The 24,396-nt window shown below is 57.6% G+C and carries 26 protein-coding genes; 13 read left to right on the top strand and 13 right to left on the bottom strand.

Translation table 11 applies throughout. From position 1 onward, the window contains the following. Positions 1-57: 57 nt before the first annotated feature. Both dprA and plsY read right to left on the bottom strand, forming a co-directional pair. Positions 58-1,170, bottom strand: a complete 1,113-nt coding sequence (gene dprA / locus AC0V6L_RS12220) for a DNA-processing protein DprA (protein ID WP_486154485.1) — start codon at positions 1,168-1,170, stop codon at positions 58-60. Beyond that, positions 1,167-1,766, bottom strand: a complete 600-nt coding sequence (plsY, locus tag AC0V6L_RS12215; RefSeq protein WP_486154484.1) for a glycerol-3-phosphate 1-O-acyltransferase PlsY — start codon at positions 1,764-1,766, stop codon at positions 1,167-1,169. The genes dprA and plsY overlap by 4 nt, the downstream gene beginning before the upstream one ends. 95 nt (positions 1,767-1,861) lie before the next feature. Between plsY and murI the strand changes: the two genes are divergently transcribed. The 4 genes from murI (at position 1,862) to AC0V6L_RS12195 (ending at position 5,803) form a co-directional block, all read left to right on the top strand. Beyond that, a complete protein-coding gene (murI, locus tag AC0V6L_RS12210) occupies positions 1,862-2,662 on the top strand; it encodes a glutamate racemase (protein ID WP_486155135.1) in 801 nt (266 codons plus the stop codon). 165 nt (positions 2,663-2,827) lie between these two features. Then, positions 2,828-4,048 (top strand): 5-aminolevulinate synthase, encoded by a 1,221-nt coding sequence (gene hemA, locus AC0V6L_RS12205; protein ID WP_486154483.1) that lies wholly within the window; start codon positions 2,828-2,830, stop codon positions 4,046-4,048. A gap of 73 nt (positions 4,049-4,121) precedes the next feature. Beyond that, positions 4,122-4,994 carry a TauD/TfdA dioxygenase family protein gene (locus AC0V6L_RS12200; protein ID WP_486154482.1) on the top strand — a complete coding sequence of 291 codons (873 nt, stop codon included), beginning with the start codon at positions 4,122-4,124 and terminating at the stop codon, positions 4,992-4,994. A 104-nt stretch (positions 4,995-5,098) separates the two neighbouring features. Beyond that, a complete protein-coding gene (locus AC0V6L_RS12195; protein ID WP_486151148.1) occupies positions 5,099-5,803 on the top strand; it encodes a nitroreductase in 705 nt (234 codons plus the stop codon). A 42-nt stretch (positions 5,804-5,845) separates the two neighbouring features. Here the strand turns inward: AC0V6L_RS12195 and AC0V6L_RS12190 are convergent, their stop codons facing one another. Further along, positions 5,846-6,037, bottom strand: coding sequence for a hypothetical protein (locus AC0V6L_RS12190; protein WP_486154481.1), 192 nt, complete (start codon positions 6,035-6,037; stop codon positions 5,846-5,848). A gap of 212 nt (positions 6,038-6,249) precedes the next feature. Between AC0V6L_RS12190 and AC0V6L_RS12185 the strand changes: the two genes are divergently transcribed. Next, complete coding sequence (locus AC0V6L_RS12185; RefSeq protein WP_486154480.1) at positions 6,250-7,245, top strand: hypothetical protein; 996 nt, start codon at positions 6,250-6,252, stop codon at positions 7,243-7,245. 24 nt (positions 7,246-7,269) lie between these two features. Here the strand turns inward: AC0V6L_RS12185 and AC0V6L_RS12180 are convergent, their stop codons facing one another. Further along, entirely contained in the window at positions 7,270-8,475 is a 1,206-nt protein-coding gene (locus tag AC0V6L_RS12180) for a type III PLP-dependent enzyme (protein WP_486154479.1), read from the bottom strand. A 168-nt stretch (positions 8,476-8,643) separates the two neighbouring features. Continuing rightward, on the bottom strand, positions 8,644-9,201 hold the full coding sequence (locus tag AC0V6L_RS12175; RefSeq protein ID WP_486151142.1) for a LemA family protein: 558 nt from the start codon (positions 9,199-9,201) through the stop codon (positions 8,644-8,646). 100 nt (positions 9,202-9,301) lie between these two features. Between AC0V6L_RS12175 and AC0V6L_RS12170 the strand changes: the two genes are divergently transcribed. Beyond that, positions 9,302-10,375 carry a DUF3137 domain-containing protein gene (locus AC0V6L_RS12170; RefSeq protein ID WP_486154478.1) on the top strand — a complete coding sequence of 358 codons (1,074 nt, stop codon included), beginning with the start codon at positions 9,302-9,304 and terminating at the stop codon, positions 10,373-10,375. Positions 10,376-10,378: 3 nt separating this feature from the next. Here the strand turns inward: AC0V6L_RS12170 and AC0V6L_RS12165 are convergent, their stop codons facing one another. Further along, positions 10,379-11,569, bottom strand: a complete 1,191-nt coding sequence (locus AC0V6L_RS12165) for a carboxynorspermidine decarboxylase (RefSeq protein WP_486155134.1) — start codon at positions 11,567-11,569, stop codon at positions 10,379-10,381. Between the two features lie 160 nt (positions 11,570-11,729). On the opposite strand from AC0V6L_RS12165, the gene AC0V6L_RS12160 reads away from it, so the two are divergent. After that, on the top strand, positions 11,730-12,401 hold the full coding sequence (locus tag AC0V6L_RS12160; RefSeq protein WP_486154477.1) for a hypothetical protein: 672 nt from the start codon (positions 11,730-11,732) through the stop codon (positions 12,399-12,401). Positions 12,402-12,405: 4 nt separating this feature from the next. Here AC0V6L_RS12160 and AC0V6L_RS12155 read toward each other — a convergent pair whose 3' ends face one another. Next, entirely contained in the window at positions 12,406-13,632 is a 1,227-nt protein-coding gene (locus AC0V6L_RS12155; protein ID WP_486154476.1) for a saccharopine dehydrogenase family protein, read from the bottom strand. Positions 13,633-13,940: 308 nt separating this feature from the next. Here AC0V6L_RS12155 and AC0V6L_RS12150 point away from each other — a divergent pair, with 308 nt between their 5' ends. The 5 genes from AC0V6L_RS12150 to AC0V6L_RS12130 all read left to right on the top strand — a co-directional run bounded on the left by AC0V6L_RS12150 (position 13,941) and on the right by AC0V6L_RS12130 (position 17,870). Beyond that, positions 13,941-14,897: a threonine ammonia-lyase gene (locus AC0V6L_RS12150; protein ID WP_486154475.1), complete on the top strand. Its 957-nt coding sequence runs from the start codon at positions 13,941-13,943 to the stop codon at positions 14,895-14,897. 95 nt (positions 14,898-14,992) lie between these two features. After that, positions 14,993-16,210: a BtaA family protein gene (locus AC0V6L_RS12145; protein WP_486154474.1), complete on the top strand. Its 1,218-nt coding sequence runs from the start codon at positions 14,993-14,995 to the stop codon at positions 16,208-16,210. Further along, complete coding sequence (locus tag AC0V6L_RS12140; protein ID WP_486154473.1) at positions 16,207-16,854, top strand: class I SAM-dependent methyltransferase; 648 nt, start codon at positions 16,207-16,209, stop codon at positions 16,852-16,854. Before AC0V6L_RS12145 ends, AC0V6L_RS12140 begins: the two co-directional genes overlap by 4 nt. An 82-nt stretch (positions 16,855-16,936) precedes the next feature. Then, positions 16,937-17,380: an MAPEG family protein gene (locus tag AC0V6L_RS12135; protein WP_486154472.1), complete on the top strand. Its 444-nt coding sequence runs from the start codon at positions 16,937-16,939 to the stop codon at positions 17,378-17,380. Between the two features lie 7 nt (positions 17,381-17,387). Further along, positions 17,388-17,870: an MAPEG family protein gene (locus tag AC0V6L_RS12130; RefSeq protein ID WP_486151124.1), complete on the top strand. Its 483-nt coding sequence runs from the start codon at positions 17,388-17,390 to the stop codon at positions 17,868-17,870. A gap of 3 nt (positions 17,871-17,873) precedes the next feature. On the opposite strand, the gene trxB is transcribed toward AC0V6L_RS12130, so the two are convergent. The 3 genes from trxB to AC0V6L_RS12115 all read right to left on the bottom strand — a co-directional run bounded on the left by trxB (position 17,874) and on the right by AC0V6L_RS12115 (position 19,700). Further along, entirely contained in the window at positions 17,874-18,848 is a 975-nt protein-coding gene (gene trxB, locus AC0V6L_RS12125; protein WP_486154471.1) for a thioredoxin-disulfide reductase, read from the bottom strand. A 61-nt stretch (positions 18,849-18,909) separates the two neighbouring features. Further along, positions 18,910-19,377, bottom strand: a complete 468-nt coding sequence (locus AC0V6L_RS12120; protein WP_486154470.1) for a tyrosine-protein phosphatase — start codon at positions 19,375-19,377, stop codon at positions 18,910-18,912. After that, positions 19,374-19,700, bottom strand: a complete 327-nt coding sequence (locus AC0V6L_RS12115; protein WP_486154469.1) for a tyrosine-protein phosphatase — start codon at positions 19,698-19,700, stop codon at positions 19,374-19,376. Before AC0V6L_RS12115 ends, AC0V6L_RS12120 begins: the two co-directional genes overlap by 4 nt. A 178-nt stretch (positions 19,701-19,878) precedes the next feature. Between AC0V6L_RS12115 and AC0V6L_RS12110 the strand changes: the two genes are divergently transcribed. Then, complete coding sequence (locus AC0V6L_RS12110; protein ID WP_486154468.1) at positions 19,879-20,343, top strand: response regulator; 465 nt, start codon at positions 19,879-19,881, stop codon at positions 20,341-20,343. A 15-nt stretch (positions 20,344-20,358) separates the two neighbouring features. Here AC0V6L_RS12110 and AC0V6L_RS12105 read toward each other — a convergent pair whose 3' ends face one another. Genes AC0V6L_RS12105 through otsB form a run of 3 tightly spaced genes read right to left on the bottom strand, consistent with a single transcriptional unit; the run spans position 20,359 to position 24,333 of the window. Continuing rightward, entirely contained in the window at positions 20,359-21,750 is a 1,392-nt protein-coding gene (locus AC0V6L_RS12105) for an alpha,alpha-trehalose-phosphate synthase (UDP-forming) (protein WP_486155133.1), read from the bottom strand. Continuing rightward, a complete protein-coding gene (locus AC0V6L_RS12100) occupies positions 21,747-23,588 on the bottom strand; it encodes a glycoside hydrolase family 15 protein (RefSeq protein ID WP_486154467.1) in 1,842 nt (613 codons plus the stop codon). Before AC0V6L_RS12100 ends, AC0V6L_RS12105 begins: the two co-directional genes overlap by 4 nt. 10 nt (positions 23,589-23,598) lie before the next feature. Beyond that, positions 23,599-24,333 (bottom strand): trehalose-phosphatase, encoded by a 735-nt coding sequence (otsB, locus tag AC0V6L_RS12095; RefSeq protein WP_486154466.1) that lies wholly within the window; start codon positions 24,331-24,333, stop codon positions 23,599-23,601. Positions 24,334-24,396: the final 63 nt, after the last annotated feature.

Here is a 24,396-nt window from a genome sequence, read left to right as displayed (position 1 = left end):
GCCCATCTGGTTAATGCGCAAGCTTTGCTGGAAAACCTGCGCAGATCTAGCTGGCCATCACTGAACGCTGACGGCCCCGTTGTCGTGGCGTTCCAGCTCGCCTGACAATTCCAGTTCGAGCAGCGCCATATGCACCTGCGCCGCGCTTGCGCCTGATTGGCGGATCAGTTCGTCAATCGCGATCGGGGCTTTGGTCAGCAGCTTTGTCACATCCACATTCTCGCCGCCTTTGGCCTCGCCCCACTGCATATTGCGCAATTCTTCGTAATCGAAGGGCTGCGCGGTTTCCGCCACGCGAAATTGTGATCGGGGCGCGCCGGTGAAGCTTTCGAGCAATTCGATCACGTCTTCCGGTGTCTGCACCAGCACCGCACCATCGCGGATCAGCTGGTTGCAGCCAAGCGAGCGCGGATCGAGCGGAGAGCCGGGTATCGCTATCACTTCGCGCCCCGCCTCACCCGCCAGCCGCGCAGTGATGAGCGAGCCGGATTTGGGCGCGGCTTCCACCACCAGAGTTCCGCTGGAAAGCCCTGCGATAATCCGGTTGCGGCTGGGGAAATGGCGCCCGCGCGGCTCTGTGCCTGGCGGCTGCTCGGCGATCAGCAGGCCTTCATTGGCGATCCGTTCCTGCAGTTTTTCGTGCTGCGGAGGATAGGTGATGTCGATCCCGCTGGCGATCACGCCAATGGTGTTTGGCATCGCCCCTTCGTGGCAGGCCCCGTCAATCCCGCGTGCCAATCCGGAGACAATGGTAAAACCTGCCTGCGCCAGCTCGCTCGCAAAATGGCGCGCCAGTTTCACCGCAGCGCCCGAAGCATTGCGCGCGCCCACCATCGCGGCGCATGGCTTTGATGCGAGCGCGAGATTGCCTCTGCATGTCAGGATGGGCGGCGCGCTTTCCAGTTCGGCCAGCAGCGGCGGGTAATCGGGTTGATCGTGAAACAGATAGCGCGCGCCCGCTTTGCGCACACCTTCAACCTCGCGCTCAATCTTTGCTACGGGGACAGGGCGATAAGCGGTTTTGCCGCGCGCTCCCAGATCGGGCAGAGCCTCTATCGCAGCCTCTGCCGTGCCAAAGCGCGCCAGCAATTGGCGATAGGTCACAGGCCCGATATTGGGCGATCTGAGCAAACGGATACGGGCAAAAGCTTCAGGCTGGGACAGGCTCATTTCGAAGAGCCGACTTTCGGCTCCTCACCGCGCATCAGCCGGCCGATATTGGCCCGGTGCTGGACGATGACGATGGCGGCAATGGCGATGAGCGGCATGATGAGCGCCTGATGACCAAAGGCGGCAGCGGCAATGGGCGCGGCAATGACGGTGGCCATTGAGGCGATCGAAGAGGTGCGGAAAATGGCGAGCACCCCCGCCCAAACCCCGGCGCACAGCAGCATCATCGGCCAACTAAGCGCGCCCAGAACGCCGGCAGCGGTCGCAAAGCCCTTGCCCCCTTTGAATTTGAGCCACGGGGTAAAACAATGCCCAGCTACCGCGGCAACAGCCGCAATGCCTTCGGTGCCCGGCGCAAAGACCCGCGCCAGCAGCACAGGAACAACGCCTTTGGCCGCGTCCAACAAAACCGTCGCCGCTGCCAAACCCTTATTGCCGGTGCGCAGCACATTGGTCGCGCCGATGCTGCCAGAGCCAATATCGCGCACATCGCCCAGCCCTGCCGCTTTGGTGAGCAACAGCCCGAACGGGATCGAGCCGCAAACAAAAGCCAACAAAGCTGCGTAAACTGTTTCCAAATCAACCACCCCGTTCATGCCAAGCTTGTCGAAGCATCGTCCTTCTTCTAGCGCACTGGCTAAGTAAAGATAGACAGCCCTTGGACAAGCTTTGGGCCAGCGGAAACGGCAAGTTGAACGAATTTTCACCCATCCTTGTTCTTGATACCGGCGTTGGCGGGCTGACCGTTCTGCGCGAAATCCAGCGCGCTTTGCCTGATGCTCCGCTAATTTTCGCAGCGGACCGCGCTGGCCTGCCCTATGGCACCAAAACGGAGGCTGAGGTCGCTGCGCGCGTTGCCGGATTGCTGGGCCGGATGAGCGAGCGATATCAGCCGCGCCTCGTCTGCATTGCCTGCAATACGGCGAGCACCATTGCGCTTGGCATGGTGCGCGAAGTGCTTGAAATCCCGATTGTCGGCACTGTGCCCGCGATCAAGCCAGCCGCTGCGATGACCAAAACCGGCACGATTGGCCTGCTGGGCACCGCTGCAACCGTGCGCCAGCCTTATGTGGACCGGCTGGAAGCTGAATTTGCGAGCGACAAACGCCTCATCCGCTTTCCCGCCCCCGGATTGGTCGATCTGGCAGAAGCAAAGGCGGCGGGAGAGGCGATTGCGGCCGAAGATGTTCGAGCAGAAGTGGCCGGATTGATCGGAAAAGAAGGCGCAGGCGATATCGACACTCTTGTTCTGGCCTGCACCCATTTCCCGCTGCTGGAAGAGGAACTGATCGCGACATTCGGCCCGCAGGTTCGCTGTATCGACGGGGCTGCTGGCATTGCCCGCCGCATCGCCTCGCTCACGCAGGGACAAGGGTTTGCCCGCTCGCATCCCGATTTCGCCGTTGTGACGGGCAAGCATGATAAGGCGCAGCTGGATAGGCTTGCCCGCCAATTTGCGCCCTATGGCCTTAACGATATTCGGGTTTTCTAATCGCAAAGTGGTAAGAAAGGATTTGCCGCAAATATCCTTAATGGCAAAATCGATCACTCTCACCTAGAAACCCGCGAAACAAATCAAGACGTTCTGAGTTATTAGGGTCAAACCGTCACAAAAGCTCTGATCGCAGGGCATGACCCGCAGGGCAGCGAGACTTCCGTGAATTACGACCAAATCTTCGATTCTGCCATTGATCGCCTGCACGAAGAAGGCCGCTACCGCGTCTTTATCGATATTATGCGTAATAAGGGCGCTTATCCCAATGCACGCTGTTTTCACGGGCATAACGGGCCAAAGCCGATCACGGTGTGGTGCTCCAACGATTACCTCGCCATGGGCCAGCACGAAAAGGTTATCACCGCGATGGAGGATGCGCTGCACGATGTGGGCGCAGGATCAGGCGGCACGCGCAATATTGGCGGCAACACGCATCTGCATGTTGAACTGGAAAACGAGCTGGCAGACCTGCACGGCAAACAGGGCGCGCTGCTTTTCACCAGCGGATATGTCTCCAACGATGCGACTTTATCGACGATTGCCAAATTGCTGCCGGGCTGCGTGGTTTTCTCCGACGCATTGAACCATGCAAGCATGATTGCAGGCATCCGCAATTCGGGCTGCGAAAAACGCATTTATCGCCATAACGACATGGCCCATCTCGAAGAGCTTTTGGCCGCTGAAGATCCCGAATTGCCCAAGCTGATCGCGTTTGAGAGCGTCTATTCCATGGAAGGCGATGTCGCGCCGATCCATGCGATTTGCGACCTTGCCGAAAAATACAACGCGCTCACCTATATCGACGAAGTGCATGCCGTGGGCATGTACGGCGAAAATGGCGGCGGGATCTCGCAGCGCGACAATGCAGCAGACCGGATCGACATTATCGAAGGCACTTTGGGCAAAGCCTTTGGCGTGATGGGCGGCTATGTCGCTGCCGATACCCGCGTGATTGATTGCATCCGCAGCTATGCTCCCGGTTTCATCTTCACCACATCGCTTTCCCCCGTTCTGGTGGCAGGCGTGCTGGCATCGGTGAAGCACCTGAAATCAAGTAATGTTGAGCGTAATGCCCAGCAGGCCGCTGCCGCCATGCTCAAACTGAAATTTGCCGAAAGCGGCCTGCCCGTTATGGACAGCACGACGCATATCGTGCCGCTGATGGTGGGCGATCCAGTGCGCGCCAAGAAAATCAGCGATATTCTGCTCGCCGAGTATGGCGTCTATGTGCAGCCGATCAATTTCCCCACTGTGCCGCGCGGGACAGAGCGACTGCGCTTCACCCCCGGCCCGCATCACACAGAGGCGATGATGGACGAGCTGACCGAAGCTCTGGTGGAAATATGGGACAGGCTGGATATGTCTCTGCGCGAGGCGGCGTAATCGCCCACTCGGCTTGATCTTGGAAGCGGTCTGACGCACACTCGGGGCGACAACCGGTTTTGGGAGAGACAAGGTGGCCACGACATTCAATAAAGGCTCATTCGATAAAGCCGCGCTTGATACAGGCGCGCTCAATATTCATCCAATGACGCCTGCAATTGGCGCGGAAATTCTTGATATTGATCTGGGCGCGCCGGATATCGCCCAAACCATTCCCGCAATCCGCTCAGCCTTGCTCAAATATGGCGTGATCTTTTTTCGCGATCAGGATCTGACGCAGGAGGCGCACATCGCCTTTGCTCGCCATTTTGGCGATCTGGAAATTCATCCGGCCACTCCCAAGGATCAGCCCAACCCTGAAGTCCTGCGCATTGCGCATGGGCCGGACAGCCGCGGGCAGGAAAATCACTGGCATTCCGATGTGACGTGGCGGAAACAGCCATCGCTTGGCTCCATCCTGCTGGCGCGCGAAGTGCCCGAGGTTGGCGGCGACACCCTGTTTGCCAATATGCACCTTGCCTATGAACGGCTGTCCGAAAAAATGCAGCGCCATTGCGAAGGGCTGATAGCGGTCCACGATATTGCGCGCGTCTTTGCACGGCGGCTGGGCAAAGCGCCCGAAGACCTGCACGAAAAATATCCGCCAGTGCGCCATCCCGTCATCCGCACGCATCCTGAAACGGGTGAACGCGTGATCTATGTCAACACCGCCTTTACCTCGCATATCGAAGGGCTGGCGGATGATGAAAGCCGTTGGCTGCTCGATCATCTATACGCCACCGCTAAGGATGTTGAATTGCAATGCCGGTTCCGCTGGCGCGAGGGGTCTATTGCGTTCTGGGATAACCGGGTGTGCCAGCATCTGGCTGTGTCCGATTACTTTCCCGCGCGCCGCGTGATGGAGCGCGTGACGATTGCGGGCGATGCGCCCTATTTCTCGGCCTAGCGCCGCTCGCGTCCCCGCCGCCAAGCCACCCGTTCCCTAGCGTCCTTTGCGCCTGCTTCCGCTTGCGCTAGCTCTCGTGCCGAACAGAATCGGGAGAATACGGCATGGATAGCCAATTGGGCGGCAACGAAAATCAGACCTTTGCCGAGGTTGTGCGCGGGCGAAAATCCATTCGCGGCTATCTCGACAAGCCTGTGCCCAAAGAGCTGATTGCCGATGTGCTCGCTCTTGCCATGCGCTCGCCCACCAGCATGAACACACAGCCCTGGCATTTTCATGTCATCACAGGCGAGCCGCTGGACCGCATTCGCAAAGGCAACACCGAACGCATCCTTGCAGGCGAACCCGACAGCCGCGAATTTCGGCGCGGCGAGCCGTTTGCAGGGGTCCACCGCGAACGCCAGATTGAGGTCGCGGTCCAATTGTTCACCGAAATGGGCATTGCCCGCGATGACAAGGAAGCGCGGCAGGATTGGGTGCTGCGCGGCTTTCGCCAGTTCGATGCGCCCGTCTGCGTGATCGTCACTTACGATCGCGAACTGGGCACAAGCGATGACACCGCGTTTGATTGCGGCGCAGCCACCACCGCGCTGGTCAACGCGGCATGGTCCAAGGGGCTCGGCTGCGTCATCAATTCACAAGGTATCATGCAAAGCCCGGTGGTGCGCGAACATGCCGGTATTCCCGACGATCAGGTCATTATGAAAGCGGTCGCGATGGGCTGGCCCGATCCCGATTTCCCCGCCAACCGCGTCTATTCGAACCGCAAAAGCGAAGAGGATGCTGTCAGGTTCGTGGGGTTTGATTAAGGCGTAAGCTGGCTCTGCCAGCCTCGGAACCTCAGAATGCTCTTATCCCGCTTTGCGCGGGGCGTTTTGCGCAGGCATATCTTCCTGCCATGGCAGAGCGTCAAAAGGCGGATTGTTGATCAGCGCTTCATATTGAATGCGCGGCACTTCCAGCTCGGCCCCGTCGGCATAGCGTACACAAACGCTATCATCATCGCCCCAGCCGCCTCGTGTCCTAAAAATTCCTCGTGTCATAAGAGAAGGTTCCAATAATTTTCGTATGTCCCAGTGCATGTGCGATTGTCCTTGCGTCAGCCTATATTGCTGCAGTGCAACATGGGACTACACTAGTAACATTTGAAACTAAATATACACTGAGGTAAAATCATGTGAAGCGCTGGGTTTACTTCTGGCGAAATTACGGGAACATCCGGGCAAAAGTGGGGGTGCGCCGTGTGACATATGAAATGACCTGGAATTTCGCTCATATCGTCATCTGCGCCAGCGTCGGGGTAAGTCTGTGCGGATGCGGCTCCGAAGATGCGCGCGGGAGCAGCCAGCCAAACCCAATCAGCAGTCCTTCACCATCCCCCTCACCATCACCGACGCCCACACCCACATCCACGCCCGTTTCAGGGCAAAGCCGGCTTACCCAGTTTGGTTTCGCGGCTGTCGCCTGCGATCATGATGATCCCTTCGATAGCGACACAATCACCGACTACAGCGACGAAGTTTCCGCTTTCACCAATCTCAATCAGGTGTGTCCCACAGGCGATGTTGACACCGACCGTGATCGGTTGATCCGAACGGCGGCCTTGTTTGATCCCCTGATCCTGATTGAGCCGGTATTTTTCACCTCCGGCACCAACGACCTGCGCCCCGCAGCGGACGCCGAAGCGCTTTGGCAGGGATATCAGACAGCGATTACCGATAGCGGGATTAATCCTGATCGGATTGTCTTCTATTTGTTTGACGAGCCAGCTTTGCGCGGTGTGTCACTCACCACTCTGGAGCCTGTGGCCGCCCAGATCCGCAGCGCTTATCCCGGCTCCAGCATCCTTTTGGTCGAAGCTTTCTCAACCAGCGCTGATCCTGAAGTGCCTGATTTCGTCGATCTGTGGGGCTTTAACGCATACACATTGCGCGATCCGGCAGCTGATCCGCAATATGTTGAATTTCTTGATAAAGCATCGGCGCAATTACGCGCGGACCAATCGCTCGTCCTTATCGGAGACGGAATTCACACACCGTTCCACACATCTGCCGGGTTGAGCCAAACGGATATGGCCGAGACAGCAAACAATTATCTGGCCCTTGCCGATGCCAGAACTGATATTGCCGCCTTGCTCGTTTACACTTGGGCAGGCGGGATTGATAGCAATCAGGAACGCGGTGTGCGCGATTTGCCTCAGAATGTGCAAGATGCGTGGCAGGCCATCGGGACTGATATTATCGCCCGGTAACGGAGCGCCGCGGTAAAGATCGCTTTACCGCAGGCTCACCACATTGTCCGCGTCCACTTGGCGGCGCTCACCTGTAAACAGGCTCATCATCGGTTCGTCTTCGACCACCACGCATTGCGCGTCGCCAAATCCGTTAAAGCCCGTTTTCATCGCCGCGCCATAAGCGCCCAGCATGCCAATCTCGATATAATCGCCCGCCTGAATATCGCCGGGCAAAGGAAAGGGGCCTGCCATGTAATCGGCATCATCGCAGGTCGGCCCGTAAAAGGCGAAATCCATTAGGCCATCGCGCAAATCATCTTCGAGCGCGCGCACAGGAAAACGCCACTCGACATGCGCTGCATCATAAAGCGCGCCATAGGCGCCGTCATTGATATACAGCTCATCCCCGCGCCGCTTCGTCACTTGCACGATCATGCTGGAAAATTCCGCCGCCAGCGCCCTGCCCGGTTCGCACCACAGCTCTGCGTTATAGGCGATGGGCAGTTCTTCGTAATGCTTGGCGATGATCGCGAAATAATCTTCAAGCGGGGGCGGCTCCATATCGGGATAGATACTGGGGAAACCTCCGCCCACATCCACCATGTCGATCACCACGCTGGCTTCTGCAATCGCGGCGCGGGTGCGGTCCAGCGCTTGTACGAAAGCCCACGGCGTCATCGCCTGGCTGCCGACATGGAAACACACGCCCAGCCAATCGCAATGCTGGCGCGCTTCTTGAAGCAGGCCGGGCGCTTCTGCCTGATCGCAGCCAAACTTTGCCGCAAGGCTCAATTGCGCGTGTTCCGATGATACCCGCAGCCGCACGCATAACCGCAAATCGGTTGCCGCCTCGCCCGTTTCGGGATCGCGGCAGGCATCGACAATTTTGGTCAGCTCTTCGTGACTGTCGAGGCTAAAGGTTTTCACCCCGTGCTGGAAATACGCCTCGGCAATGGTTTTGCGGGTTTTGATGGGGTGCATAAAGCACAGCTCAGCATCCGCCAGCAGGCCGCGCACCAGACGCACTTCTGCAATGGAGGCGACATCGTAATGGGTGATGCCCGCATCCCACAGGCATTCAATCAGATCGGGCGCAGGATTGGCTTTGACAGCATAAAGCACTTTGCCCGGAAATTTCTCGGCAAAGAACGCAGCCGCCCGCTTTGCCGCGTGGGGGCGGTTCAGGATGATCGGCTCATCCGGAGCGAGCGAGCGGACTACAGTGCGTGCGTCAGGAAAAGTGTGCAACTCAAGGGACCCCCAGAAGGTTTAGTTTCTGTCCGCCGAAACGGTTTATGGGCTGCCTTGCGGTAATGTCCCTTGGGGCAGCGAAGCCGCGCATATAAGCCCCATGCGCGCTTTCGCAATCAAAATCGTTATGCGGCCCCTTGGTTCCACACCGGATGGAAATAGCGTTTAGAACGCGATAGATGGCGCCTGATCGACGGTGCCGCGTTCGCTATCGTCAAGCTGGTTGAAATCGGCATTCTGGAAACCGAGCAAGCCAGCAAACAGCACTGCGGGGAAATTCTCCCGCGCCGTATTGAACCGGGCGACCGCTGCGTTCAGCGCGCGCCGGGCCGCGGCCAGCTTGTCTTCGACATTGGCCAGTTCGCGCTGCAATTCCTGAAAATTCGCACTCGCTTTCAGGTCAGGATAAGCCTCCCCCAGCGCCAACAGATTGTCGAGCGCCACGCGCAGACCCTGTTCATTGCCCGAGCTGGGCGGATTTTTGGCAGCGGTATTGCGCGCCTCAATCACCGCTTCCAAAGTCGCCGCTTCGTGTCCGGCATAACCTTTGACCGTTTCGACAAGGTTCGGGATCAGATCATGACGCTGGCGCAATTGGGCGTCGATATCGGCAACGCCCTGACGCACATTCTGGCGCAGGCCAACAAGATTGTTGTAAATGCCGATAACCAGCACCGCCAGAAATCCAACAACGCCGCCAATGATTGCTAATGTCCAGAACATTGTCACCCCTTCTTTGCCTGTTTTGTGTATATTAGCATCAATTGGTTAAGGGAACACCGCTATTGCTGCGGTCATCGGTGAAAAAGGGGTTTTCACAAGCATGATGCACGCAGATGTGCAGGCACTGATGGGCGGCGAGCTTGGCCAATGGCTTGAGCAGCAATCCGCCATGCGCGCAGCAGCCAAGGACAAAGCGCAATGGCGTTGGACCATCGGTGCCTGCATTGCTTTGCCGGTGCTCGCCTTTTTATGGTTTGCCCCTTTTGGCCTTGGGAACTTAATTTATGCCCTATCTTTCCTCGCTTTTGCCGGGATTGGAACCTGGGGCTATATTCCGATCAGGAACGCGAAAAGAGAAATTAAGATCGGGATCAATTCCGCTATCGCCAAAAGCCTGGGCGTGACTTACGAACATGATGCCGAACCGGGCATCGAATTTGACGCGTGCAAAACCTACCAATTGGTCCCCAGCTGCGACCGATCCAGTTTCGAAGACCGCTGGTTTGGCGCGATCGAAGGGCACGGCTTTCAACTTTACGAGGCGCATCTGGAAGAGCGGCGCGGGTCAGGCAAAAATCGCCGCTGGGTCACTGTGTTTCGCGGCGCGATCATCGCGATGGAATTTGGCCGAAGGTTCCACTCCACCACTCTTTTACAGCGCGCGGGCAAGCACAAATCGTGGTTCGGCCTTGGCGGGCGCAAGGACCGGGTGAAATTTAGAGGTCATGAACTCAGCATAGTCGATCAGGTCCACCCTGCGTTCGAAGATGTGTTCGATATTTACAGTGACGATCAGGTCGAAGCGCGCGTCATTGTGCATCCCAGCTTTATCGAACATCTCATCGCGATAGAGGCCGCGTTTGATGGCGATGCCGTGCGCGCGATATTCAAGGATGAAGCGGTGATTATCGCGGTGGAAAGCGGCGATCTGTTCGAAAGCGGATCACTGAGCGCGGCAGGCGACCGGGAACGCGTCGAAGAAGCCGCCCGGCAATTTGCCTCGCTTGCCAAACTGGCCCTGGCGATCAATCAGACGGAGCGCGGTGAAGCGATGGGGCATGCAGGCCCTGACGATGCGCGTAATCTCGGCCTACCGTCGGGGCTGAATGCGGCCAGCGATACCGCAAAGCGCGCCAATAGCGGCGGTGGCGGGTTTGGGCGCAAAGGTCTGTAAAGCCTAGCTCAAGCGGTCGCGAAAATCGTGATATTCGAACCGTTTGACGCATTCCAGCGCATCGGTTTCGCTATCCCACAGCCAGATGCCGGGCAGCGGCACCCCGTTAAACGTGTTGGTCTTCACCATCGAATAATGCGCCTGATCAAGCAGCGCGAACCGCGCGCCGGCCTGCGCTGGTACGGGCAAGCGGTATTCGCCGATTACGTCCCCTGCAAGGCACGATGGCCCGCCCAGCCGGATGGGAATGCTGTCATCCGTCAGCTCGCCCAGCATTGCAGGACGATAAGGCGCTTCCAGCACATCGGGCATATGGCAGGTCGCTGATACATCGGTGATGCCCACAGGACCATCGTTGAACATCGTATCGAGCAGCGTGCCCACCAGAATGCCTGCATCCAGCGCAATCGCCTCGCCCGGCTCGAGGATGATTTCAGCGCCGGTATCCTCTGCGGCTTCTTTCAGGAGGTCCACCAGCTGATCGCGCTCATAATCGGCGCGCGTGATATGGTGCCCGCCGCCCATGTTGATCCATTTGAGCTGACCAAAATAGGGCTCAATCGCATCAAACACCCGGTCCCACGTCGCGCGCAGCGGTTCAAAGGTCTGCTCGCACAGATTGTGGAAGTGAATGCCCTCCACCCCTTCCATATGCTCGTCAGTTAACTGGTCAATCGGAAAGCCAAGCCGCGAACCGGGCGCAGAGGGATCGTATTTGGGCACTTCGCCTGTCGCAATCATCGGGTTGATCCTGAGCCCCACCGACACATCCCCGCCGGTTGTGGCAGCCGCATCAAGGATCAATCGCGCGCGCGCCATTTGCGCGGGCGAATTGAAGATAACGTGATCGGACAGCCGGCAAATCTCCTCCAGCGCCTCAGGCTTGTAAGCGGCAGAATAGGTCGCAATTTCGCCATCGTAAAATTCGGACGCCAATTGCGCTTCCCACAGACCGCTGGTGGAAACACCATCGAGATATTCGCCCAATAATGGCGCAACCGACCACATCGAAAACGCTTTCAAAGCGGCAAACACTTTGATGCTGGCACCATCTATGCACGCCGCATCGCGAATATCGGCGAGGATCTGGCAATTGGAGCGCAGCTTTGCCGCATCCACAACGAATGCGGGGCTCTCGACGCGGGAGAGATCGAATTGGGCGAATGCGCCGGGATCACCAGCCATTGTCGGCATCGGGTTTTGCATACTCGGCTCCTTTGACTTTTGCCTTATTCATGTCATCTTCTCTCGGCAATCTCTTGGAGTGGAGGTGGGATCTTAGATGCGACGATTTTTTCTGTTCATGATCGGATTAAGCCTGGCAGTCATATCGCCTGCTCACGCAAAAGCTCCCGTGCCGATTGTCGATGGATTTGAGGTAAAAGGCTTTGAAGGTTGGGAAAAAGTCTCAGAGCCGACAGCTGACCGTACGGGCATACAATATATGCATCGCCCCGTTCGCCCCTCGTCATTTGCGGGAAGCGCATTGTGGTTTTTTGGCGCAAATGGCAGCGATGTAGCGGGTGCCTTTATGGCATCGGCACGCGCCGGAGGCATTAGCGATGTGCGCATACTCGCCTCCCACAAAATGCAAAAGGCAGTCTTACTGGACGACCAAGGTTCGGGGACCGTTTTCATCGCCGATGGCAAGCGTAACGCGAAACCATACCGAATGGCTGCCATCGTAATCTATGGCACTCTGAGTGATGATGAGGAGCGCGGTGTGGGCGTGCATATGTTCGTAGCTCCGCGTGAAATGTACAGCGACATGGGCGGCTGGATTGTGCCAGCGAGCTTGTTCCTCAACCTTGACCCGCACCGTGACGTTTCAAGCATCAGTGAGCAGGGAAACGCGAGTCCCGCGCTACAAGCCCGCCGTTTGGCAGGCACCGCAGATGTGTGGGCGCAATGGGTACTGGAGACATATATCCAGATGGCACAAAGCAATATTCAGGCGCTTTCTAATGCCCGGCAGTCAATTGTGTGCGCTGGTGATCCAAACTGCATTATCGTGCCGGGCTATTGATAGCTTAGAAAACGACCGGCCCATCAAGCTCCTTCACCTGCCATGACAGGCCGTGCTCATTCAGCATGTCCATAAACGGATCGGGGTCCATTTCCTCGATGTTGAATACACCTTTGCCGTTCCAAACGCCCATCACCATTAGGGCCGAGCCGATCATTGCAGGCACGCCGGTGGTGTAGCTGACCGCCTGATTTCCGGTTTCCTCATACGCCGCCTCATGGCTGCAAATATTGTTGATATAGAAGGTCTTCTCGCCCGAACCGTCTAAAGCTTCTCCGGTTGCTATGCAGCCGATATTGGTGTTGCCCTTGGTGGTTTCGCCAAGGCTTTCCGGTTTTGGCAGAACGCTTGCCAGGAATTGCAGCGGGATGATTTCCTGGCCCTGATAACGCACCGGCTCAATCGAAGTCATGCCGACATTTTGCAGCACTGTGAGGTGCTTGATGTATTCATCGCCAAAGGTCATCCAGAACCGCGCGCGCTCAATTTCCGGGTTGAATTTGGCCAGGCTCTCCAGCTCCTCATGATACATCAAATACGCCTGACGCGTGCCCACCGCTTCGAAATCAAACGGGGTTGAGACCTGCATAGCGGGCGTTTCCACCCACTCGCCGTTCTCCCCCGGTCTCTTTTCCCAATGCCGTGCAGGCGCGGTCACTTCGCGAATGTTGATTTCGGGATTGAAATTGGTCGCAAAGGCCTGACCGTGATCGCCGCCATTGCAATCGAGGATGTCGAGCGTGCGGATAGTTTTGAGCTTATGCTTCTTCAGCCACATCGTGAAAACCGATGTCACACCGGGGTCAAACCCGCTGCCGAGCAAAGCCATAAGCCCTGCCTCCTTGAACCGGTCGTGATAGGCCCATTGCCATTTGTATTCGAACTTCGCCTCATCCTTGGGTTCGTAATTGGCGGTGTCGAGATAATGCACGCCCGCCTCCAGGCACGCATCCATGATCGGCAAATCCTGATATGGCAGCGCAAGGTTCACCACGAGGCTGGGCTGAACCTTTTTGATGAGGTTCACCATTGCGGGCACTTCTTCCGCGTCGATTTCATAAGTCGCCACATCCTGCCCCGTTCGCTCCTTTACCGAGGCGGCAATCGCGTCGCATTTCGATTTTGTCCGGCTGGCGAGGTGAATATTGGTGAAAATCTGCGGCAATTGCGCCATTTTGTGGACGCAAACGGAGCTGACACCGCCCGCTCCTATGACGAGAACTGTAGACATATGAGAAGCCTTTCGATGAGCGATTCTTGTCAGCGCTCCTAATGCAATGCGCGAAAGGGCTCAATTGATCGCTCGCGCAAATCTTGCCCGTAATGGTGCGTTCAAAGTTTCCTACAACAGCCAAATTGGGCATAGCGAAATAATGGCTTTTTCAATTCCAACATCGTCTGTGAAGAGTGCTGCAAAAAACCCAATGAAATCAGTTCGATTTTTAATGCTAAGACCGTGTAACATGCGGTCCATGTCTCATGCTTGGTTAGGCGGACCAGGCCGCCCGCTCCCACGCCTATCAAGGAAGCACTCCTGCCATGACTGAGGCAAGCCCGATCCCATCCCGCCAAGGCGTGATCGCAGCGGCCAAAGCGGTGGCAAGCATCCTGCCCCCCACCCCGCTGCTGCCTGCCACCATCAACGGCACCGATTGCTGGGTAAAGGCAGAATGCCTGCAACCCATCGGCGCGTTCAAGATCAGAGGGGCATGGTGGGCGCTGTCGAACCTTGATGGGGACCGGGTGGTCGCTGTCTCATCGGGCAACCATGCGCAAGGCGTTGCTTGGGCCGCACGCAGGCTGAGGATCAGTGCAACCATCGTGATGCCGCGCGATGCCCCGCAGGTGAAGCTGGACAACACCCGCAATCTGGGCGCTGAGGTCGTGCTCTACGACCGCGCGAGCGAAGACCGCGACGAAGTGGCCGCCCGGCTGATCGAGGATGAAGGCGGCACGCTCGTCCACGCCTTTGGCCACCCCCGCGTGATCGAGGGGCAAGGCAGCGCCGGGATCGAGATTGCAGACCAACTGGCCGCAGCATCGGCCAAAGCCGGGCCAAGCCGCATCATCGCATGCTGCGGCGGCGGCGGGCTGGCTGCGGGGTTGTCGCTTGCCTGCCCTGATGCCCGCATCCACGTGGTCGAGCCAGTGGGCTGGGACATGGTGGGACGCGCGCTGGTGGCCGGTGAGATCGTGCAAGTGGAAGCAGATGCGCCCGCCACCATCTGCGACGCCCTGCAACCCAATGCGACCAAGCAGATCAACCTTGATGTGCTGCATGGCCGCGCAGAGCCCGGTGTCGCGGTGACCGATGACGAAGTGCGCGATGCGCAGCGTTGGGCCTTTGCAAACTTGCGCATTGTGCTCGAACCGGGCGGAGCAGCGGCGCTGGCAGCCGCGCTCGCCGGCAAAGTGCCCTTGGATGATCGCAGCGTCATCATGGCGACAGGCGGCAATGCCGACCCCGCCCGCTTCGCCGAGACGATAGCGGCATGAGGTGAGCGAAGGGTGAGCTTGTGCAAAAGCGTCTTTGAACTGGCACATAACGGCTATAGGAGCGTAGGACTGACGTAACGGAAGGTAGACCCCACATGACCGCCCAGCCCAAGCGCATCATTGCCGATGCCGTCGTGCGCGATGATGCAAGCGCCAAGGACAAGCTGCTCGATAAGGCGTTCGCGCTCGCTTTCAACGGGCTTGTCTATGCGCAGATATGGGAAGACCCGGTGGTGGATATGGAAGGCCTTGCCATCCAGAGCGACAGCCGCGTGATGTGCATCGCAAGCGGATCGTGCAACGCGCTTTCCTACTTAACTGCTGATCCGCTACAGGTGACAGCGGTGGATCTGAACAAAGCGCATGTCGCGCTGGGGCAGCTCAAAATCACTGCAATCCGGCATTTGCCCAATTACGAACGCTTTCACCGCTTCTTCGGCCATGCCGATCACAAAGAGAACAAGGCGGTCTACAAGGAGATGATCGCTCCGCATTTGGACGATGTATCACGCAAATACTGGGAAAAGCGCGACATACGCGGCCGCAAGCGGATCAGCTACTTCACCAAAGGGCTGTATCGCAAAGGTTTGCTGGGCAACTTCATAGGTTTGGCGCATGTATTTGCCAAATTGTATAAGGTTGATCTCAATCGCCTGCTAAAAGCTGAAACGCTTGAGGAACAGCGCGCTGTGTTTGAAGCTGAGCTTGCGCCGGTGTTTGATAAGCGCTTCGTGCGCTGGCTCACCGATCAGCCGGCCTCGCTGTTTGGGCTTGGCATTCCGCCAGCGCAGTTTGACGAGCTGGCAGGCGATGAACGCATGGCAGAAGTGCTGCGGCGAAGGCTGGAAAAGCTGGCCTGCGATTTCGCGATAAAGGACAACTACTTCGCATGGCAGGCATTCGGCAGAGGCTATGCAAGGTCAGAAGAAGCGCCCCTGCCGCCCTATCTGCAGCGCAAGCATTGGGACGCCATGCGGACACGGATCGACCGGCTAGACGTGGTGCGCGGCAATATGGTGCAGTGGATCGGGGACCGAGATGCGGGAAGCATGGACCGTTTCGTGCTGCTCGATGCGCAGGACTGGATGAACAATGCGCAGCTTGATGAGCTGTGGAGCCGGATTACGGCCGCATCGCGCCCCGGTGCGCGCGTGCTGTTCCGCACAGCGGCAGAGCCCACGATGCTGCCGGGCCGTCTGGATGATGCGATCCTTGGCAAATGGCGGTATCTGGAGGAGACATCGGCTGACCTGACCAAGCGCGATCGCTCCTCGATCTATGGCGGCGTGCATGTCTATGAGCTTGCCGGATGAGCGCATCGGCCAATCACGACACAGGCCATGCAGCGCTGATGGACAGCGTCTATAAGGGCCAGCGCCACGTCTATGACGCGACGCGCAAATACTACCTGTTTGGGCGCGATACGTTGATTGAGGGGTTGGATGCCCGCCCTGGAATGCGCGTCCTCGAAGTCGCGTGCGGAACCGGGCGCAATCTGGCGAAGATCGGCAAGGCATGGCCGGGCGCGCGGCGGTTTGGGATCGATATCTCGGCGGAAATGCTCAAGAACGCGCGCAAGGCGCTGGGCAGCTCGGCGCAATTGGCAAAAGGCGATGCCTGCGCCTTCGCCCCCGCAGACCTGTTTGGCGAAGAGGCATTTGAGCGGGTGGTGCTGTCCTATGCGCTGTCGATGATCCCTGATTGGGAAGCGGCATTGGACCAGGCCGCCAGCGTTCTTGCGCCAGGCGGTCAGCTGCATGTGGTGGATTTTGGCGATCTCACCGGCCTTCCCGCCCCGCTTGAGACAGGCCTGCATGCATGGCTCGCCAAGTTCCATGTGGAGACCCGCAGCACGCTGCCAGATGCGTGCAAGCGCATTGCAGCAACGCGCGGGCTGACGCATTCGAGCAGACGGGGAAAGCTGGGCTACTATCAACTCCACGTGCTGGCTGCATAATGCGTTGCAATTGACAATCGTCCTTCACCCTCGCAGTTAGATCGAAACGAGAAGAGGGGATCGCCCAATCATGCAAGCGCAAATGCTCGCACCTGCCGCCGTTTTGGTGGTCTGGACGCTGATAGTCCTGTTCTGGATCATCCCGCCGCGCTTTGGCTCCATCGCCAAGGTGGACAAGTCCCAATTCTCCGGCAAACGGGGCGGACGCGGACAGGATCTGGAAGGCCTGATCCCGGACAAAGCCAATTGGCCCGCACACAATCACACCCACCTGCACGAACAACCCACCTTGTTCTATGCGGTGGTCATCATGCTGGCGATTGTGGGCGCGGGACATTTCGATGTCCTACTTGCGTGGATCTATGTAGGTGTGCGCATCGCGCATTCGCTGTGGCAGATATTGGTGAATACGCTGCCTGTGCGCTTTGCGTTATTTCTGATGAGCACAATTGCGCTGATCGTGATGGCTGTGCGATTGGTTATGGCAACTGTGTTTGCCGACCCATCGGTTCTTGCGGGGGCTTAAACTGACTATGAGAGAGCAAATCATACTTATGGGCATGGATATCCTGCAACCCGCCGTCGCATTGATGATTTGGACCATGGTGATGTGGGCATGGATGTATGCCACCCGCATTCCTGCGATGAGCAAATCGCCCGAGATCGCAAATCCATCGAAATTGGTCGGATCAACAGGCGCTGATCTGCGATCAAAACTGCCCGACCCGGTTAATTGGAAGGCGGACAATTACAACCACTTACACGAAGCACCTACAGTGTTCTATGCAGTCGCGATCGTGCTCGCCATTGTCGGGCACGGCGATGGTCAAAACGCGCTGTTGGCGTGGATTTACGTCGGGCTCCGAGTGGCTCACAGCCTTGTTCAGGTGACGGCCAACCGCGTGATGGTCCGCTTTGTGCTGTTCGCATTGTCCAGCGTTGTGCTGATCGTGCTGATCGCCAAAGCCGCACTGATTGTCTTTGGTGCCGGAACCGAAGTGCAGACCGGCGCCTGACCCTTATTCTGCCGCTTCGGCGGTTTCCTCCATCGCATCTTCGCGCGCGGCGAGGAATTTCTCGCCATCCAGCGCCGCCATGCAGCCCATGCCCGCCGCTGTCACGGCTTGGCGATAGGTGTGATCGGCAACGTCACCGGCCGCAAAGACGCCGGGGATTGCCGTCTTGGGCGTGCCCGGTTCGACATCAAGATACCCGCCATCATCCATTGCAAGCTTGCCTTTAAATAGCTCGGTTGCAGGCGCATGGCCGATGGCTACAAACGCGCCATCCACTTGCAGCATTGAGGTTTCGCCCGTCACCGTATCTTCGAGCACAAGGTGATCCAGCGCCCCGCTCTCACCCGCTTCGAAGCTCTTGACCGTCTTGTTCCACAGCACATTGGTTTTGTCCGATTTGAACAAGCGGTTTTGCAGGATCTTCTCCGCGCGCAATTCATCACGGCGGTGTATCAAAGTCACATCATCGGAATGGTTGGTGAGGTAAAGTGCCTCTTCGACAGCGGTGTTGCCGCCGCCGATCACAGCCACTTTCTTGCCGCGATAGAAGAACCCATCGCATGTTGCGCAGGCCGATACGCCTTTGCCGCCCAATTCCTGCTCTCCCGGTGCGCCAAGCCACTTTGCCTGCGCGCCGGTCGCGATCACCAATGTCTCGCCGATATATTCATCGCCGCTGTCACCGATCGCGCGGAACGGCGCTCCGCCTTCCAAATCAACCGAGACGATAGTGTCCCACATCATCCGCGTGCCGACTTGCTCTGCCTGCGCCTGCATTTCCTCCATCAGCCACGGCCCCTGGATCACATCGCGAAACCCGGGATAGTTTTCCACCTCGGTCGTAATCGTCAGCTGGCCGCCGGGTTGCAGGCCCTGGACCACAATCGGTTCAAGCATGGCGCGCGCGGCGTAAATCGCGGCGGAATACCCTGCAGGGCCGGAACCAATGATGAGCATTTTGGTGTGATGGGTAGCCATTGTTTGTCTCTTCAGTTCGAAAGTTATGTTGAAGCGAATATGGGAGCGCTCTGCCCCATTGTCACGTCAGGAAGCGTTCGCGCAGACGAGCTTTGCTTGCCTCATCCACACCTAAAGTTTCAGCCAGATAGCCATCAATCGAACCATGGCTGGCTGTGACCGCGTCAAAATAGGTCGCGATGTATTCGGGCAAAACGCCCATCAGATTGCGGATCGCTGCAGGTTCAATGGTGCCATAATGCTCTTTCATGCGCGGCAGCGATTGGCGTTCAAGGATGTGCTGGGTGGGCGCGTCATTAGTCTTTAGAAACTCAGCGACCACATCATCGCGGTGCACGCCGAGTGTATGGAGCAGCAGGCTTGCCGCGATACCCGTGCGGTCTTTCCCGGCAAAGCAATGGACGAGACTGCCGCCATCTCGCTCCCCCAACGCTTTGAAATAACGTGTGAACATATCAATCATCGCAGGATTTACCGGCATCCGGGTGTAGACCGAAAGCATGCGTTGGCGCGCCTTTTCAGCGGTCATTTCGGCGCTTTCCAAACCGCCTTCATGCGGGGGGAACTGGTGGTTTCGCCATCATACGCAATGACATCGGCGGTGAAATCGGCGTGCCGGCGGCAGGGAAAGCGCGTCCGCTCGCTCGTCCCGCGCAGATCGATAATAGTGCGGATATCAAGCGCCTGCACGGCATCAAGATCAGCATCGCTAGCTTCGATATGCTGGCCTGAGCGGAACAGCAGACCTCGTTTCACCTGCGCGTTATCAGCGCCGGAATAACCGCCATAATCGCGTAGATTGTGAATGCCCTGTGTGGGGATGAACGGATCGGTTTGATTGGATAGAATCATCACTCCCACCCCTGACAGGCGCATCGCGGCGGGGCAACTGCCGGACCTATGTTCAAACGCAGGTCTTAACGCGCTGCGGCAATACCTAGGCAGTTAAACTGAGGGACACTCAAAGGGGGAATTGGAAACCATGCGCTAACCACAGCCTGTCCGCCAACAACGAAAAGGTGCGCTGAAAATGGCACGGATACTGATCGCCGATGATGATGAACTGGTCGCGGATTTGGCCAGCCAAGTGCTTATCGATGCAGGCCACGCCTGCGGCTGGGTAACCACCGCCGAAGACACGCTTGCGCTGCTGGTAAAAAAGCGACCCGATCTTCTGCTGTTAGATCAGGATATGCCGGGTATATCGGGCCTCACTTTACTGAGACAACTGCGAGGATCCCCGCAATTTTACGATTTGCCTGTGATGATGTTCACCGCGATGAGCGGGATCGACGACGAAGCGCAGGCAATCTATGCGGGCGCGCAGGATTACATCCGCAAACCGTTCGATGCGGTCGGATTAAAAAGCAGAGTCGACCGGTTGCTGTCAAAACGTGCAGAACGGCCGCAGCACACCGACCTTAAGACGTATCTTGAGCGAAATTCGGGCATTGAACCGGCCCCGGAACGATCAAGCGGCTACCGTATGCTCTAGCGCTGGCGCGGCATATCAGTCAGCAGCAAGATCCGCGCAAAAATTTGAGGTCCATTCGGCCACATTATCTTCGCGCACTGTGGCGATCATCGCCTCAAAGCGGGTTTTGCGCTCTTCCAAAGGCATGTCGAGCGCGTGCCTGATCGCGTGGGCCAACGCGTCCGGACTGTGCGGATTGACCAGTAAAGCGCCCTCCCCTGCGCAGCCCAATTGATGCGCGGCGCCGGCAAAATCAGACAGGATCAGCACGCCGGGATTATCCGGATCCTGCGCTGCCACATATTCTTTTGCGACAAGGTTCATCCCATCTCGCAAAGGTGTCACCAACCCGATTTTGGATGCGCGGAAAAAGCCATACAGCTCAGCATGGCTGTATCCCCGGTTCACATAGCGGATTGGCACAATATCCACTTCGGAACGCGCGCCGTTGATCTGGCCGGTTTTCTGTTCAAGCTCGCCGCGAATTTTCTGATAGCTTTCCACATCTTCACGGCTGGGCGGCGCGATCTGGACAAAGACCAGATCGCGCGTTCGATCAGGAAATTCGTCAAAGAACCGGCCAATGCCGTCAATGCGTTCCGGCAGACCTTTGGAATAATCGAGGCGGTCCACTCCAATCATCCCTGTGCGGCCACGGATTGAAGCAAGGAAACGTTCCTCTGCCGCTTTGGCCGCATCGGTTTCGCCTTGCGTCTGAAAATGGTCCCAATCGATCCCAATCGGATAGGCCCGCGCGATGACTGTGCGCCCTTCATGGCTGATCTGACCGGTTTCGTGATCGACCTTAGCACCAAGCTCTGTCTCGCAATAATGAACGAAGCTCGACAGCCATTCCTCTGTCTGAAAGCCCAGCAGATCATAATCGAGCATGGTGCGCACCAAGCGCTCGTGAAACGGCAAAGATGTCAGCAGCCGGGTGGGCGGCCAGGGGATATGCAGGAAAAAGCCGATACGATTTTTTAAGCCCCGCTCGCGCAGGTTCTGGCCCAGCGGAATGAGGTGATAATCGTGCACCCACACCATATCTTCAGGCTCAATCAGGGTGGAGACACTGTCGGCAAACCGGTCATTGACCCGCTCATACCCTTGGCCCGTGCGCTGTTCGTATTGCGCAAGGTCTATCCGGTAATGGAATAGCGGCCACAAGGTCGAATTGGCATAGCCGTTATAATATTCATCGACCTCGCGCGTGGTGAGATCAATGGTTGCGGTTGTCACCCCATCATTGCGCTGAAGGTGGACATTGTCGCTTGCCTCATCGCTCTCCTCACCCGACCAGCCGAACCACAGGCCGCCGCGATCTTTCAGCGCTGCATTCAGCGCGCCTGCAAGCCCGCCTTGCGCACCAGCAACGCCGCGCGCCTTTGGTACGGCGACGCGATTGGATATGACAACGAGGCGGCTTATCGCACTTCACTCCACGGCTTGGACAGCAAGCCAGCACAATTGATTACACCTACTAGCGAATAGGTCTGCGGGAAGTTCCCCCAAAGCTCGCCAGTGTCGTAATCAAGATCCTCGCTAAGAAGGCCGGATTGCGTCGTGTGGCTCAGCATTGTGCAAAACAAATTGCGCGCTTCATCGCTGCGTCCAGCGAGATGGAGCGCCTCAATCAACCAGAAAGTGCACACGTTAAAAGCGGTTTCAGGCGCGCCAAAGTCGTCTTCGGCGGCATAGCGCAGCATGTGATTGCCCCGCCGCAAATGCTCCTCAACCGCCGCAAATGTGTGCTGAAAACGCTCATTATCGGGCGAAAGAAAACGCAGCTCGACCATTTGTAGCAGGCTTGCATCAAGATAATCGCTTTCAAAGCTGGCGCCGTAATGGCCGCCACCTTTGCCATCATCCTTCCACGCTTTGTCGTCGATCGTTTGCGCAATCGCATCCGCGCGTTCGCGCCAGATTTTTGCGCGATCCGCTTTACCCAAATGATTGGCCACGTTGGCAAGCCTGTCACACGCAGCCCAGCTCATCACGGCTGAATAGGTGTGAACCTCTTGCCGGGTGCGAAATTCCCAGAGGCCTGCATCGGGTTGATCGTGCATCGCCCAGGCCATTTTACCGACTTGCTCAAGGTTTTCAAAATCACCTTCATCCGCTGGGCGCAGCAGACGGGAATCAAAGAACCCTTGGACGCTAGGCAGGACAATCTGGCCATAACAATCGTGCTGGATCTGCTTGTAGGCCGCATTGCCGCGCCGCACAGGCCCCATCCCGCGATATCCGGCAAGATAGGAAGCGGTGGTCTCATCAAGCTCGCTTTCGCCCATCACTGAATAGAGCGGCTGTATCTGCCCCCCGCGCGCGCCATCGACAATATTGCGCAAATAGCCGAGATATTTCTCCATCACATCGAGCGCGCCAAGCCGGTTTAGCGCCTGCACCGTGTAATAGCTGTCACGGATCCAGCAGTAACGGTAATCCCAATTGCGCTGAGAATGCGCAGCCTCAGGGATCGACGTCGTCAACGCCGCAACAATCGCGCCTGTTTCCTCATGCTGGCACAGTTTAAGCGTGATCGCGCAGCGAATGACCTCTTCCTGCCATTCGAGCGGGATATGAAGGCCCCTTACCCAGCTTTGCCAATATTTGCGGCTGCGTTGTTCCATGCCGCGCAGTTCGTCGCGGACATTGCCGACAAAGGGTTCATCGGGGCCAAGAAAGAAATGCGTGTCCTCCTCCAGGCGGAAGGTGCGCCCTTCGAGGATATATCCCACCGGCGCATCGGTTGACAGGCGCATGGCCTGCGCGCCGACAAGATAGCGGATGTGATTGGTGCCATTGGTCGTCTCAGCGATTTGCGCGCCATAATTCTTGGTCGGTTTCAGCACCATGCGAATGCGCGGCGTGCCTTCGATCGGGCGCACCATCCGCACATAGGCGACCGGCCGATACATCCGCCCGGACCGTTCATAACGCGGGCAAAAATCGAGGATTTGAACAGCGCTGCCGTCCTGCGCGGTGAGCGTTGTCAGCAGGTGCGGCGTGTTGCGGATATATTCCTGCGTGCTGGACGTCTGCCCTTCCAGCTCAAACCGCCAAATGCCCGCATCGCGCGTGTCGCCATTGAGCAAGGCGGAAAACACCGGATCACCGTCAACCCGAGGTACACAGCCCCAGACAAGCGCGCCGGAATTGTCGATCAGGCCGGAAACCTGACAATTGCCAATTGGCCACAATTCCAGGTTGCGAGTGGTTTTGGATGATGCGGATTGCGGTGATGTGTCTTGGGAGAGATCGGTCATGTTCGAGTAGTTATAGCCCTAGCCATTGGTGGACGGAAGTCACGTCGGGCAATCGGTACGAAGCGGCTGTTTCTTCTCGATCCCCCACTAGGATACCATCGCTGCCAAACAGTTTACAGGCGGCAAATCCAGCCTCATCCGTCAGATCATCTCCGATGAAGATCGGAGTTGCACCGGCAAATGGTTCGACATTCATAAAGGTTCTCAATGCGCTTGCCTTGTCCTTGTCACCTTTAACAAGCTCAATCACACATTTGCCTTCCTGTGCCTTCCAACCATGCGTCGCTGCAAGCACTCTTCCAAACGAGCCAACAAACTCTGCCATTTCAGGTTTTGAACGATAATGCAGCGCCCCGCCATGCGGCTTGGTTTCGTATTCAATCGACCACTTGTCGGCGAAGTCGCGCATCGCCGCTTTGATAGCTTCGGGAAATTCGCCGGGCGGCTGGCCAAATTCCGTTCCGTTGGCCGCTCGCACATCCGCGCCATGCGATCCCGCCGCTGCGACAGGCAATGCACCGATATGCCCCTCAATATCGGATAAGGCTCGCCCGCTTACCAAGGCGAGACGGTGATCCAGTCGCTTTGACAATTCCCGCAGTTTTTGGGCCAATCCAGCGGCAGGCTCGATTGCATCAGGTCTCGCAGCGATTTCGACAAGCGTTCCGTCAAAATCGAGAAAGAGCGCAACGGGGCCTTTTTCAAGCCAATGCGAAAGCGGAGGCGGCGCAGGTGGAAAATCCAAGGCGGGCATGGTGCATTGCAATAGAGCCCGCAACATCCCCGTCAATCAAACCATTTGCTCGAG

The sequence above is a fragment of the Erythrobacter sp. JB1-15 genome (assembly GCF_057365035.1).
This window is presented reverse-complemented; position numbering and strand designations above follow the sequence as displayed.